Below are 15,090 nucleotides of genomic sequence, written 5' to 3'. Positions count from 1 at the left end.
AATACTAACACTATATTAATTTATACGGGTATCCTCATTAGAAATCACATGATATGTTAATTCATTAACTTTACTAAAAGTAAAGTTAACATCTACTTTATTCTTTGGGACGCAATAAAAATAATCTCTAATATTTATTTCTATTATATTTAGATGTATTTTCTGCCGTTTGATATTTAATACATCATTATCAATGTCAATTCTATCAAATTGCTGGATAACTTCATTAAATTCATCAGAATATTCGAAGTCTAACACCTTAATATTCTGAAGAATATTCTCTTTAAGAACAAGAAACACTTCATTAAAGTAATCATCAAGTTCTGCCAAAAACAAAGTATAGCCTAATAAGAAAACAGTATTAACGTACTCAAAACTTAATAAGGAGTCAAAATCAATTGTAAGACTTTCTGCTTCTTTATTCACCACCTCAAATAAATTAAAAGAATCAAAGCAAGCGCGATATACTGGACTGAGCAACAAAGCTTTGCACTCAAAATCTATACTATTTATAGTATCCACTAATAATGTAGTCGGAATTACACCTCCAACCCACGACTCAACATCCTCTAGTGCCATACCTTGAAATGTAATTTCCTTAAGTTCAGATGATAAACTCATTTCATCGATTAGTTCTAACATATCCATCCTATAAAATAAGGACTCTAATATATTTAAGTTAATACAATTATATCTATAGGCTTGAATTGTTCCTAATGCAATCATTAAAAAGTAAAATTCAATATTTCGTTTCCCGTTAATAATTATTTTCATAGTTTTTGATTCCCACGATAGGTTATGTCTGTTCAAACAATATCAATAGGTGAAAACTGGTAATCTAAAGCTACCTTATAATCTGTAGTTGTATTAATTGATGCTTTTAAAGTATTAACTATTAAAGACTGAATTTCACCTATAGCCGAGTAAAGCTCATTTTGAGCTTCATTAATAATCGCTTCAATACGAACATCTAAATCATAAGACCTAGAAATTCTATAATCACCTGTACTGTAGTCTACATTGCTAAATAGCTTTAATATATTCATCTCAGATATCGCTGTATCGAAGGCATTTATAGTATTTAAAATATTATTTTTATCTATTTCATTTACACCTATAACGGTCTCATTTTGAATATGTGGGATTGAATCCACAATGCATTGCTCTCTAACAGCAACTCGCAAAGACTCTTCATTCATTATTTGTTCTCTATCTAACGCTTTGTTCCAAAAGCAATGTCTAATGGCCATACAATTATGTTCATCATCGTAATAAACTATCCAGTTTTCTATTTTATTAGCATCAGCCTGTTCAATATAAAAAATTTCACGAGCATAGGACTCAACATCATGAACCTCAGATTTATAGTCTAATCCTCCGGGTCCCCTCAAATAATAAGATATAAAATTCTCAAGTCTAAGCATGGCAAACTTAATAGTAGGTTTTGCTCCTATATAAATAGAGGAAAAATTACCTTGCTCATACTGTTTTAGTACAACATTATCCAATACACAATCTCCTAACAGTAAAACACTTGTGAAAGTTTATTATTGATATCACTAATGTAACAAAAAAATCCTTGTTAGCCAATTTAATTTAACTAACAAGGATTTGCTTCTTATATATATTTTTTATTCTTCCACAAGCTCTAAGTCCTGTTCATACGCATAGTCTGCTTCTGCTTGTGTAATCATGCCTTGGTCTACCATTTGTTCGAGCACCAGCTTTTGTCGAGCTTTAGCCCCTTCATAGTTCGTATAAGGATCTAAATAGGACGGTGCATTAGGTAATGCTGCGAGCAAAGCGCTTTGCCCCAATGTTAATCGACTGGGACTCGTCCCAAAGTATCCGTGAGCTGCTTCGTAGATACCATAATAATTATGACCATAATATACGGTATTCAAATACATGGTAAGGATTTCTTCCTTAGAGTAATAATGTTCCATTTCACTAGCGAGAATCGCCTCTTCTACCTTACGACTCATGATGCGTTTCGAGGAAAGGAAAAGATTTTTTACGAGTTGTTGTGTAATAGTACTACCGCCTTCCAGCGTTTCACCTGCTATGGTATTTGTGTACAAGGCGCGAATAATACCGAGTACATCAATAGCTCCATGTTTATAATACCGCTTATCCTCAATAGCAATTAATGCATTTTTTGTATACTCAGGAATAACATCCCCTTTCACCCAATGCTCTTTTGAAACACGTTGATTAAGAGCTATCTGTACTTTATCTCTAAATGTAAACAGTCGTATAATTCGATCTGTACGACTGAGCGTGTCTTCACTTTGTTCTATTTGTTTTTCAACAAGTGTATGAGCTTTACTCTCACGATTTGTCCCTTGAAAGCTATGGTATCCGTCATATATAAACATAGCCAAAATCATGACCACCACGAATACAACTAGGTTTCGAAGGTAGCGAAATACTTTCATTTCTTTCACCTATTTCTTAAAGGTCTGTAATATAAACACATGTAAATATAGGTTTATAATCTAGCCATCTATACAATACCTTATATACATATACAAATATAAGGTATATTAAATGTATTGTATCACATCAATCAAGAAGAAGATATGTAAAACACTAGTTTTTACGTCCACTCATAGTACAAATATATTTAATATATCTTAATAACGGCACGATACTATATATCTATAAATACCGATTAATGCATATTAGTTATACTTATTAAGTTGTATTAAAAACTTTAAATAGAGTATAATATATGAGATGATAAAAACATGCCTATGGAGGAGTAATATGAAACAGTGTATGGATTCAGAAAATCTGCATCGTCGATTGCGTAAAATCTTAGGTCAAGTGCAAGCTATTGATCGAATGATTGAAGAAGACATTCCCTGCGAAGATGTGTTGAGCCAAATTAATGCAGCTAAATCTGCACTACATAAAGTAGGACAAGTAATTCTTGAAGGACATATCAACCACTGCGTACGAGATGGTATCGAACATGGTGACGTAGAAAAAACCATTAGCGACTTTACAAAAGCTGTAGAACGCTTTGCAAATATGGGTAAATAAAAAAGGACTCTACAAATGAATTGCACCCAAAAATTAGACATAATTTTGGGAGATGCAGTTCAAAATGTAGGGTCCTTTTTATTACCCCAATATTAATCGTGGTTAGTTATTAAGAATTCGCTCAATGCAGCGAGTACATCATCTTCGTCAGCACCGTCAGCAGTCAATGTAACGGATGTACCTTTTGTAGCCCCCAAAGTCAATACAGTTAAGATAGACTTAGCATCCGCTGTTTTGCCATTGGCAGCGATAGTCACTTTGGAAGTGAACTTAGTAGCCAATTGTGTGAAGGCTGTAGCAGGACGAGCATGTAAACCAGATTCGTTAGTAATTTCTACTGTTAATTCTTTCATGATAACCTCTTTCTATCTCGATAGGCAGAGCCTATCTCATACATTCTAATAGATATATTGTATCAATATCAAGTATTTCAATTCAAGTATATTACATCTTATTTGCTATATAATGATTCTATTTAAGGCAAAACTGGATTATAGTAAACCTTTTTCAGCTAATACAGATTTAGTGTATTCTGTAATTTCTTCTGCTGTGTCCATAGTAAGTGCTTTATTTGCCACCTCTTCACATTCTGCTTTGGAAACAGAACGCAAGATATTTTTAATAAGAGGAATCGAAGAAGCAGTCATGGAGAATTCGTCGAGGCCAAGACCTAATAGAATCATGGTCGCCACAGGATCACTAGCAAGCTCACCACACATACCTGTAAATTTACCTTGCTCATGACTAGCGTCAATGACGTGCTTAATAAGACGTAACACGCCTGGATGCAATGGTTGATACAAGCTACCGATTGCTTCGTTCATACGGTCTACTGCCAATGTGTATTGGCAAAGATCATTCGTACCGATACTAAAGAAGTCTACATATTTAGCAAGGATTGGAGATATAACAGCTGCCGCTGGTACTTCGATCATGATGCCAACCTTGATATCCTTGTTAAAATCCTTTCCTTCAGCCGCCAGCTCCGTCTTACATTCACTAAGCATATCATTCGCTTGTTTCACTTCCTCAACGGAAGCAATCATAGGATACATGATGTGAATGTCACCAAACGCACTAGCTCGTAACAAGGCACGCAATTGTACCTTAAAGATATCTGGACGATTTAAAGAAATGCGAATGGCACGATAACCGAGGAATGGGTTCATTTCACTTGGCAAATCAAGGCATTTTAATTCCTTGTCGCCACCGATATCCATGGTACGGATGATAACCGGTTGTCCCTTCATCTCTTGGGCTACCTTTTTATATTCTTCAAATTGTACATCTTCTGTAGGCAGTTCGTCGTTTTCCATGTAAAGGAATTCTGTGCGGTACAAACCAATACCTTGTGCCCCCATAGTGAGCGCATGTTTAGCATCCTTTGCCTTGCCGATGTTACCGAATAATTCTACATGGTGACCATCAATGGTAGTAGCTTCAAGATTAGCAGATTCGCGCAACCGTTTTAATTCCTCTTGGAACGCCAACGCTTGATTTGTATACTCCGTCCAATCCGCATCAGATGGATTGACTTCTACGATACCATCGGTACCAAGAACGACTGCTTTGTCGCCATCAGCGAAACTTTCAATATCGCCGACTCCCATAACAGCGGGAATTTCGAGTGTACGAGCCATGATAGCCGCATGAGATGTAGGACCACCCGCCGCAGTGACAATGCCTTTTACCACATTTTTATCGAGGGAGGCCGTATCAGATGGTGCCAAATCATGAGCCACCAAGATAACTTCGCCAGAAATATGTGATAAACCGCGAGGATTCATACCTAATATATTGCGCATCAAACGATCGCCGATATCTTTAATATCTGCACCTCGTTCACGCATGTAGGCATCTTCCATACCAAGGAAGATATTGGCAAAGCTTTCAATTGTTTGAGACGTGGCCGCTACCACGTTCATATGGCTAGACTCAACAAGGGATTTAATTCCGTCAGACAAGGATGGGTCTTGAGCGATTTGCATGTGCGCTTCAAAAATAGCGGCCTCTTCTGGTCCCATTTCATCCAACGCTTTTTTACGAATAGTATCCAATTGTTTTAAGGTAGATGCCATAGCAGTTGCAAACTTGCTAATTTCTTCTTCTACCTTGTCTTCCGCTACAGTGTAATCAGGAATGACAATTTCCTCTTGAATATATCTATATACATTGCCTACTGCAACGCCACGAGATCCAGAAATCCCTTGAATTCGCATATATGTTCCTCTTTCTATTACGATTAGCTACATTACTTTTTATTTTATCATTTCTCGGTTAAACAATAAAGTAATCCAAATACCTATATTCCCTTAAATAGCCATCTCACATGGGGCATTTTTTTATTTTATTATAACTCTTAATAAACGCTGTAAGCTTTCCTTATTTTCCCTTTATTTTGCTATAAATTTATACGATTTCATGCCATGCTTAAGGCCTATTTATGATATAATATTATAATATAGAATATATAATAATATACATATGAGACTTTCACGGGCTTCATGGTGAAAGTCTTACTTATTGATAGGAGACTTTATGAAATTAACAAAAATGCATGGTCTCGGCAATGATTTCATCCTATTTGCCGACCCACAAGGGACTTCTAAAGACTACACAGACCTCGCTATCCGCCTTTGCGATCGTCGCACGGGTATTGGTGCCGATGGTCTTGCCATCCTAGTACCTTCCGAAACTTGTGATGTGCGCATGCGTATCATCAACTCCGATGGTAGTGAAGCAGAAATGTGCGGTAATGCGATTCGGTGCTTTGCCAAATACGCTTATGAACACGGTGAAACTACGAAAGAGACTTTCACCATCGAAACCTTAGCAGGCATAATGAAGCCTACCTTGACTATCGAAAACGGTATAGTCACACAAGTTACTGTAGACATGGGCAAACCATTCTTCAAAGCCCAAGACATTCCTATGAATGTAAACATGGATAAGGTTATCGACGTAGACCTCGATGTAAACGGTGAGACCGTAATAGTAAGCTCCGTATTGCTCGGCGTGCCTCATACGGAGGTATTCATCGACGACATTACAAAGGCCCCTGTTACAACACAAGGCCCAATCCTTGAAAAGCACGATGCCTTCCCTGCTAACACAAATGTAAACTACATTGAAGTAGTAAATGACAAACATATCAAGGTGCGCACTTGGGAGCGCGGCGCTGGTGCTACCTTAGCTTGTGGAACAGGCTCTTGTGCCTCTGCCGTTATGTCCTTTGAAAAGGGTTTAACAGGCCGCGAAGTAGATGTGGAACTCTATTTAGGTACATTGCATATTTCATACTTGGAGGATGGCACGGTGTTCATGACAGGCCCTGCTGAGGAAGTCTTCGAAACAGAACTTCCTATCGACTAAGATGAAGTGGTTACAACTTATATTAAATGCGTTCCTAAGATACCAGCAGGGTCGCTCACTCATGCCACGGAATATAGAGCCCCTCTTAGGACTACTTACATCCATTCTCGTCATCCTCATTGCTGTAGCCAATAGCATCGCCATTGGTTACGCCTTGATTGTCGTATGGTGCATCATGGCCTTTGTATTTTATCGCAAAGGATATCAACCAAAGGAACTATTAAACCTATCCTGGACAGGTGCTAAAACGTCCATCGTGGTGATGCAAATCTTTCTTCTCATCGGTTGGCTCATCGCCATGTGGCAAGCAGCGGGCATTATCCCTATGATCATTGCCACAGGCATCGACTTGATTGATCCGTCTATCTTTATCGTCTGTGCCTTTTTAATAACAGCTGCCGTGAGCATGCTGTTGGGCACCGCACTAGGAACTGTAGGCACGATAGGCATCGTACTCATCACGATGGCAAGAGCTGGGAGTATTCCAGAAAATATCGTAGCCGGTGCCATTATTGCAGGTGCTTACTTTGGTGATCGAAACGGGCCACTATCCTCTAGTGCGTCTCTCGTAGCAGCCTTAACCCATACAAAGGTATCGACGAATATTCCCATCATGTTTAAAGATGGTATTCCAGCACTCATCATCTCTACAGTGCTGTATCTATTACTATCTCAGTGGTACCCACTCAATTACGAAAATAGTTTACTATCCGATACAATTCACTTTATTTTCAACATCGATTGGACATTATGGATTCCAGTCATCATCGTCATTGGTCTATTGCCTTTGAAAGTATCTATCCGTTGGCCTATCGGACTCAGTGCATTAGCAGCGGCCATTCTAGCTTATACAAATCAAGGAGCCACCATTTCTGAGTTGGGATGGTATACCTTAACGGGCTTTGAACTACCGCACTACAATCCACTAGCTAATATCATTCATGGCGGCGGTCTACAAACGATGTTTATCCCTACCCTTTCGATCTTCATGGCTACTGCCATTTCAGGCATGCTTGAAGGGGTTGGCTTCTGGAACGACATACGACAACTGTTAGAACGAGCTAAAACACGGAGCGATATATTTGCTGCCAATGTAGGTCTTGCCTTTTTAACAGGTGCTATTGGATGCAGCCAAGCTATTGCGGTAGTTATGACGCACTCTATTATGCGTATTACCTACGCGCAGCGAGGCATTCAAGACGAAGATGTAATGCTAGACTTTGAAAATAGCGGCATCCTCATCGCTCCATTGCAACCGTGGAATATCGCTGCCTACGTGCCCGTTGTCATGATGGGTACAAGTTCAGCAGGTTACGTACCATTTGCCTTCTTCCTATATCTAGTACCACTCATCTATTGGTTACGACTACGGAAGCAAGATCAATCAATCATACGCTAATTAGTATTATCTCAAAAGGGGAAATTGTATGATTTACACTATTACCTTTAATCCAGCTCTCGATTATATCGTGCGCCTTGATCACCTCAAGACGGGCACTATTAATCGCACCATCCAAGAATACGTTCTCGGTGGCGGCAAAGGTATCAACGTATCTATCGTGCTCAATAATCTTGGCATGGATACGACAGCACTCGGCTTCATCGCAGGGTTTACAGGCGAAGAAATCGTAACACAACTCAAGAACTTCGGCGTAAAAGAAGATTTCATCCGACTTCGCGAAGGATTAACCCGCATCAATGTTAAGGTAAAGGCCTCTGATGAGGAAACAGAGATTAACGGCCGCGGCCCAATCATCGGTGCCGACGAATTAGAGGCCCTATACAAACAGCTTGATGCATTGACCGAAAAGGATACCTTAATCCTTGCTGGCAGCATTCCTTCTAGTCTACCAAGCGATATGTACGAACTCATTATGGATCGCTTACAACATAAAAATATTCGCATCGTAGTCGATGCTACAAAAGATCTACTCACAAAAGTCTTGCCTTATAAACCATTCTTAATTAAGCCAAATAATCACGAGCTTAGCGAAATCTTTGGTCGCACTCTCGCTACAAAGGATGACCTTGTAGAAGCTGCTAAAGCATTACAAGAGAAAGGTGCACAACACGTGCTCATCTCCATGGCTGGTGATGGAGCTATCTTGGTCGCTGCTGACGGCACTGTATACACGAGTCCTGCCCCTAAAGGTATACTCGTAAATTCCGTAGGCGCTGGCGATTCCATGGTCGCTGGCTTTATTACGGGCTATGAAAAGACAGGTAAATTACAAGAGGCGCTCTACTGGGGCATCTCCAGTGGATCTGCCTCTGCCTACTCTGAAAACCTCGCAACCCTTGAAGAAGTAGAAACACTACTTTCACAAGTACGAGTTAAATAATTTTATGTTTTATTTGCATCAAGGAGTACACATATGCAAATCACTGATTTATTAAAACCGCAATCTATCCTGTTGAACGCAGATCCTGTCACAAAGGCTGACGCCATTTACACCTTAGGTGAATTGATGGACAAAGGCGGCCACTTGACAGACAAGGCAGAATATTTAAAAGCAGTGTTCGCTCGTGAAGAGTCTGGTTCTACAGGCCTTGGCGACGGTATTGCCACACCACATGCTAAATCTGCCGGCGTAAAAGAAGCAGGCCTAGCCGCTATGGTCGTGCCTAACGGTGTGGATTTTGAAGCACTTGATGGTCAACCATCTCGCCTATTCTTTATGATTGCTGCTCCAGAAGGCGCGGCTGACACTCATGTAGAGGTATTGAGCAAACTAGCAACTATGGTGATTGACCCAGACTTCAAAGAAGCCCTAATTCAAGCGGCTACTGTTGATCGATTCTTAGATCTCATTACAGCTAAAGAAGAAGGAAACTTTGACCCATCTGTAGAAGGATATATCAAACCAACAGAGGATCAAAAAGCAACCAGCATTACCGATGCTATCGAAGCAAAGGCTACGGAAGCAATTGAAAAGGTAGCACCTAAGATTTCTGTAGATAACCCGCATTATGATGTACTAGCTGTTACAGGCTGTCCTACTGGCATCGCACATACCTACATGGCTGCTGAATCTTTAGAACGCAAGGCTAAAGAAATGGGTATTTCCTTAAAAGTAGAAAAGAACGGTGCCTCTGGCGTTAAAGATGCTCTTACAGCAGAAGAAATTGCACATGCTAAATGTATTATCGTAGCTTCCGATCGCCAAGTAGAAATGGCACGCTTTGACGGTAAACCTATGATTCAAACTAAGGTAGCGAATGGCATCAATAAAGCGGAAGAGCTACTAACAGAAGCTATGGCTGGCACAGCTGCCGTATATCAAGCATCTGCGGCTGACCGCGAAGCTGCTGAGATTGCAGCTAGCGCATCTGATAGCGTAGGTCGTCAAATCTACAAACATTTGATGAACGGTGTATCTCACATGTTGCCATTTGTTATCGGTGGCGGTATCTTGATTGCCCTCGCCTTCTTATTCGACGTATTCGATCCAGCGAATCCTAAAAACTTTGGTTCCGGTACACCTCTTGCGGCTTTCTTAATGCAAATCGGTGGAGCTTCCTTTGGCTTCATGTTACCAGTATTAGCGGGTTACATCGCTATGAGTATTGCGGACCGTCCAGGTCTTGTAGCTGGTTTCGTTGGTGGCTTATTAGCTAACCAAGGTGGCTCTGGTTTCCTAGGCGCATTGATTGCCGGTTTCGCAGCAGGTTATTTGGTATTATTAGTTAAGAAATTAGTATCTGGTTTGCCTCAAGCATTAGAAGGTACAAAACCGGTTCTATTCTACCCTGTACTTGGCGTATTGTTCATCGGTATCGCTATTACCTTTATCATCAATCCTCCTGTATCTGCACTTAATCACTGGTTAATGGACTCCTTACAATCCATGGGCACTACTAGCCGCGTATTATTAGGTCTAATCTTTGGTGCTATGATGTCCGTTGATATGGGCGGCCCTGTAAACAAGGCGGCTTATGTTATCGGTACTGGTGCTCTTGCAACTGGAGAATACGGTATCATGGCTGCTGTAATGGCAGGCGGTATGGTTCCTCCATTGGCAATTGCTCTTTGTACTACATTCTTCCCTAGTCGCTTCACAGAGGCTGAACGCAAATCTGGTATCACAAACTACATCATGGGCCTTTCCTTCATCACAGAAGGTGCCATCCCATTTGCAGCAGCCGATCCAGTTCGCGTATTACCAGCTTGCATCATCGGTGCTGGTACAGCTGGTGCATTATCCATGTTCTTCGAATGCACACTACGCGCTCCACATGGCGGTATCTTCGTAGTACCAACAATTGGTAATCCACTTCTTTACCTTGCATCCATCGCAATCGGTTCCATTGTGGCTTGCTTCATCTTAGCACTTGTAAAGCCAAGTTTAAAAAATAGTATCGCTAAATAGATCATAAAATTAACTATCAATTATAACTTATATATGATTGATGGCTGATGATTGTTGATTGTTTATGATGAGTTTCGACGATTAGCGGTTAGTAACTAATAGTTAACATTTAGCGACTAATTGATTAATGACTCTTATCGATGGTGAAAGCTGGTGTCACACCAGTAGATATAGTAAAAGGACTAGAATATACGTATTCTGAACTGCCCTAAAATTGGACACAGTTTTGGAACAACAGTTCAGAAGTATACGTGATCTAGTCCTTTTCTTATATTCAAAAATAATTAATATTATTTTATAATTCATGATCAAAACTACTTTCAAAAGTGGAAGCAAATCCTCAAAATTGTACAATTACATTGATTTATGTTAAACTATATAAATATTAATTAACTTTAAAATTATAAATTATTATTAGAAATCTAGTTCGGAGAACTAATTCATGAAGTCATCCAAAAATTGTAAGGTTACTGCTGCATTTCTTGCCGCAGCTGCGTTGGGTGGTGTTACCCATGCAGAGCCTACACTTAACATGAATGATTTAGTAGGTACGAGTACCAGTGCTGAATCAACGACACAGAGTCCTACAAGTGTAGCAACTCCAGTCGTGAAACCAATGGCAACTCAGCCAGTCTTACCAGCTACACCACAACCGGCCACCGTTGTACAACAACAAACACCACCGATGGCACAACCTCAACCATCCTACGTGATGCAACCAGCAACGGTTAGCCCTGTACAAACTCAACAAGTTACACCATTGCAAGCAGTACCGCAACAAGTAGTACCAATGCAATCTCAACAACAGGTTCAAACTCAACCGCAGTATGTTGTCAATAAAGATACAAAGGCTGTCATGGAACCTACATTAGCAATGCACAGTTTGATAAATGTACAACGAAAAACTGAACCTGTTACTATAGAGAAACCAGTGGATGGTAAGCAACAAGTACAAACTACACAAGTACAGCGTACACCTGTTGTTATTCAACAAGAATCCATAGCTCCATTAACTGTATCAAATACTACAGTAACAAAAGCCGTGGTAGCAAAACAGAGGCTTACAATTCGAGATATCCAACGAGCTGAGCGTGAGCGTTTAGCTCAACTAGCCGCTGAAGAAGCCTCCCAACAAGAAAATTTATCACAAGCTGATCAACAACAACTTGCTCAAAAACAAGCTGAAGCTCAACGTCAAGCGGCACTACAAGCACAACAACAAGCAGAAGCCCAACGGCAAGCAGCTTTGCGAGCGGAACAAGAACGTGTGGTAGCTCAACAAACTGAGGCTCAACGCCAAGCGGCTTTACGTGCTGAACAGGAACGTATTGCGGCTCAACAAGCTGAGCAAGCGCGTATTGCAGAAGAACGCCGTCAAGCAGCAGAGCTAGAACGAATCCGTATCCAAGAGGAACAACGCCGTATTGCTGAGCAACAAGCAGTTCAAGAGCGTTTAGCAGCTCAACAAGCGGAGGCTCAACGTCAAGCAGCTATTAGAGCCGAGCAAGAGCGTATCGCTGCTCAACAAGCTGAGGCGCAACGTCAAGCTGCTATTAGAGCGGAGCAAGAACGTATGGCTGCTCAACAAGCGGAGGCTCAACGTCAAGCAGCTATTAGAGCCGAGCAAGAGCGTATCGCTGCTCAACAAGCTGAAGCTCAACGTCAAGCGGCTATTAAAGCTGAACAAGAACGTATTGCCGCTCAACAAGCGGAAGCTCAACGTCAAGCAGCTATTAGAGCCGAGCAAGAGCGTATCGCTGCTCAACAAGCCGAGGCTCAACGTCAAGCAGCTATTAGAGCCGAGCAAGAGCGTATTGCCGCTCAACAAGCGGAGGCTCAACGTCAAGCGGCTATTAGAGCCGAGCAAGAACGTCTTGCCGCTCAACAAGCTGAAGCTCAACGTCAAGCGGCTATTAGAGCCGAGCAAGAGCGTATTGCTGCTCAACAAGCTGAGGATCAACGTCAAGCGGCTATTAGAGCCGAGCAAGAACGTCTTGCCACTGAACAAGCCGAAGCTCAACGTCAAGCTACTTTAAAAGCTGAACGTGAGCGTATCCTCGCTCAACAAGCTGAAGAAGAACGCTTAGCAGCTGAAGAAGCAGCTCGCCAACGTGCCGAAGCTGCCGCTAAAGCCGAAGCCGAACGACAAGCAGCTATTAGAGCAGAACAAGAACGTATGGCAGCTCAACAGGCTGAAGCTCAACGTCAAGCTACTTTAAAAGCTGAACAAGAGCGTGTAGCGGCTGAAAAAGCTAGAGCTGAACGCGAAGCTGCTATTAAGGCTGAACAAGAACGTATTGCTGCTAAGCAAGCGGAACTCGCAAGACAAGCTGCAATCCAAGAGGAGCAAGAACGTTTAGCAGCTGAACAACTAGCAAAAGAAGAAGCTGAGGCTGCAGCCAAAGCACAAGCTGAAGCCGAAGCTAAGGCTAAAGCAGATGCAGAGGCTGCTGCTAAAGCACAAGCTGAAGCCGAGGCTAAGGCTAAAGCAGATGCAGAAGCTGCTACTAAAGCTCAAGCTGAGGCTGAAGCAAAAGCTAAAGCCGAAGCAGACGCAGCTGCTAAGGCTCAAGCTGAGGCAAAAGCTAAATCTGAAGCTGAGACTAAACAAGTTCAAGAGAGCAAATTACCACAATCTTATGTAGATGCTCGTAATACAGTCTCCACAAAAGGCTCTCCTGTAACAGAAGAGAAGAATATTCTTTCCCAACCAATGGATCCACCATTGCAAGCCGATGCATCTGCAAAGATTAGCCTTGCCTTCGACGTGAAAAATTACGAATCCATGTCTACTACAGTAGATAATAAGGAAATCAAATATCGCGCCTTCGAATATATCCCTTACGTGACTAATCCTATCGACATCGATCAACAGTACATGAACATCTATGTTCCAGAAGAATACTTCAACAACGGTACTGTAAATGGTTATAATACGCAAACAGCCCCTATCTTCATGCCAAATGCGGTAGGCGGTTACATGCCAAGCCAAGCTATGACTCCAAAAGTTGAAAATGGCAAACCTAACAGTGTTGTATATGCATTATCCCGTGGTTACGTAGTAGCCTCCCCAGCTACACGTGGTCGTACTAACAAAGCCTCCGATGGCAACTTCATCGGCAAGGCACCAGCAGTAATCGTTGACTTGCAAGCCGCAACAGCTTATTTGCATGCTAATGATTCCGCTATGCCAGGTAATGCAAACCGAATTATCACAAATGGTACTAGTGCTGGCGGCGGTGTATCCTTGTTACAAGGTGCTACTGGTAACAGTGCTGATTTCCAACCATATTTACAAGCATTAGGTGCGGCTACAGCGGCAACGAATGTATACGCAGTTTCTGCGTACGCCCCTATCACTAACCTTGATGCGGCAGATATGGCTTACGAATGGAGCTATAATGGTATTACCTCCTTCAACAAGGTATCCATGGGTCAAGGCGAATTGCCACAAGCTAATGTAGGTGGTAACTCTGCTCCTCCACAACGCACGATGCAACGTGTAAACTTGGATGCAGACGATCTAGCATACTCCAAAATGCTCAGTGAACACTTCCCTGATTACGTAAATAACTTACAATTACGTGACTCTTTAGGTCGTGTGTTGAAATTGGATAAGAACGGTAACGGTACTTTCAAAAACTATGTGAAAGAATTTATCGTTGCAGCGGCTAACAAGGCACAAGCTAAAGGTACTGATTTATCTAAGCATACATACCTTGTACGTGATAATAAAACAGGAACTATCAAAGACATTAACTGGGAAGCTTATAACCACTTTGTAAGCCGTTCTAAAGCGCCAGGAGCCTTTGACTCCCGTTCCAATGATACTGGCGAAAACAGTCTATTTGGTACAAGTACTACAGATAATAATCACTTTACTATTACTGCAGCATTACACGATACAACTGCTAACCAAGATGTATACGTAGAAAATGCTAAGATCGTTACTATGATAAACCCAATGAACTATCTCGGTTCTCCAGCTGCGACAAATGCACGATTCTATCGTATCCGTTACGGCACAGCTGACAGCAATACATCTGTTGCAATCCCTTTAATCGTAGGTACGCGTGCTCAAAACCTTGGGTACAGAGTAGATATGGCAACACCATTTGATGTAGATCATTCTGGTGATTACGATCTAGAAGAATTATTCAACTGGATGGATAATATTGTTAAAAACGGTAGATAAATACAATTAAAAATATACCAAAATACTAAAGGAGCTACCTAGTAGCTCCTTTTTTATATCTTGAATTGCAATAAGTAATGCGACAAAATTAAATCAATTTTCTAA

Annotated in this window: 11 protein-coding genes; 6 read left to right on the top strand and 5 right to left on the bottom strand. The window is 41.1% G+C overall.

All coding sequences use genetic code 11. The annotated features are described in order from the left end of the window. Window positions 1-15 precede the first annotated feature (15 nt). The 3 genes from DW000_RS08525 to DW000_RS08515 all read right to left on the bottom strand — a co-directional run bounded on the left by DW000_RS08525 (window position 16) and on the right by DW000_RS08515 (window position 2,438). Window positions 16-774 carry a DUF3969 family protein gene (locus tag DW000_RS08525; protein ID WP_120056031.1) on the bottom strand — a complete coding sequence of 253 codons (759 nt, stop codon included), beginning with the start codon at window positions 772-774 and terminating at the stop codon, window positions 16-18. Window positions 775-806: 32 nt separating this feature from the next. After that, the gene (locus DW000_RS08520) at window positions 807-1,508 is read right to left on the bottom strand and encodes a hypothetical protein (protein WP_120056029.1); all 702 of its coding nucleotides are present in this window, start codon (window positions 1,506-1,508) and stop codon (window positions 807-809) included. 123 nt (window positions 1,509-1,631) lie between these two features. After that, window positions 1,632-2,438: a biosynthetic peptidoglycan transglycosylase gene (locus DW000_RS08515; protein WP_058948111.1), complete on the bottom strand. Its 807-nt coding sequence runs from the start codon at window positions 2,436-2,438 to the stop codon at window positions 1,632-1,634. Between the two features lie 331 nt (window positions 2,439-2,769). Here DW000_RS08515 and DW000_RS08510 point away from each other — a divergent pair, with 331 nt between their 5' ends. After that, window positions 2,770-3,048 carry a metal-sensing transcriptional repressor gene (locus DW000_RS08510; protein WP_004697521.1) on the top strand — a complete coding sequence of 93 codons (279 nt, stop codon included), beginning with the start codon at window positions 2,770-2,772 and terminating at the stop codon, window positions 3,046-3,048. Window positions 3,049-3,140: 92 nt separating this feature from the next. Here DW000_RS08510 and DW000_RS08505 read toward each other — a convergent pair whose 3' ends face one another. Together DW000_RS08505 and ptsP are read right to left on the bottom strand one after the other, a co-directional pair. Beyond that, the gene (locus DW000_RS08505) at window positions 3,141-3,401 is read right to left on the bottom strand and encodes an HPr family phosphocarrier protein (RefSeq protein ID WP_120056027.1); all 261 of its coding nucleotides are present in this window, start codon (window positions 3,399-3,401) and stop codon (window positions 3,141-3,143) included. Between the two features lie 138 nt (window positions 3,402-3,539). After that, entirely contained in the window at window positions 3,540-5,267 is a 1,728-nt protein-coding gene (ptsP, locus tag DW000_RS08500) for a phosphoenolpyruvate--protein phosphotransferase (RefSeq protein ID WP_120056025.1), read from the bottom strand. 319 nt (window positions 5,268-5,586) lie between these two features. Between ptsP and dapF the strand changes: the two genes are divergently transcribed. From dapF to DW000_RS09840, 5 genes are all read left to right on the top strand, one after another. Further along, window positions 5,587-6,420 (top strand): diaminopimelate epimerase, encoded by an 834-nt coding sequence (dapF, locus tag DW000_RS08495; RefSeq protein ID WP_120056023.1) that lies wholly within the window; start codon window positions 5,587-5,589, stop codon window positions 6,418-6,420. A 61-nt stretch (window positions 6,421-6,481) separates the two neighbouring features. Then, window positions 6,482-7,819, top strand: coding sequence for a Na+/H+ antiporter NhaC family protein (locus DW000_RS08490; protein WP_243624569.1), 1,338 nt, complete (start codon window positions 6,482-6,484; stop codon window positions 7,817-7,819). A gap of 28 nt (window positions 7,820-7,847) precedes the next feature. Continuing rightward, entirely contained in the window at window positions 7,848-8,762 is a 915-nt protein-coding gene (pfkB, locus tag DW000_RS08485) for a 1-phosphofructokinase (protein ID WP_120056019.1), read from the top strand. A 33-nt stretch (window positions 8,763-8,795) separates the two neighbouring features. After that, window positions 8,796-10,790 (top strand): fructose-specific PTS transporter subunit EIIC, encoded by a 1,995-nt coding sequence (locus tag DW000_RS08480; RefSeq protein ID WP_008602396.1) that lies wholly within the window; start codon window positions 8,796-8,798, stop codon window positions 10,788-10,790. A gap of 442 nt (window positions 10,791-11,232) precedes the next feature. Beyond that, on the top strand, window positions 11,233-14,985 hold the full coding sequence (locus DW000_RS09840) for a subtype B tannase (protein ID WP_207798788.1): 3,753 nt from the start codon (window positions 11,233-11,235) through the stop codon (window positions 14,983-14,985). Window positions 14,986-15,090 lie beyond the last annotated feature (105 nt).

Origin of the sequence: Veillonella sp. AF36-20BH, assembly GCF_003602765.1 — a bacterium.
Classification (GTDB): Bacteria; Bacillota; Negativicutes; order Veillonellales; family Veillonellaceae; genus Veillonella; species Veillonella hominis.
This window is presented reverse-complemented; position numbering and strand designations above follow the sequence as displayed.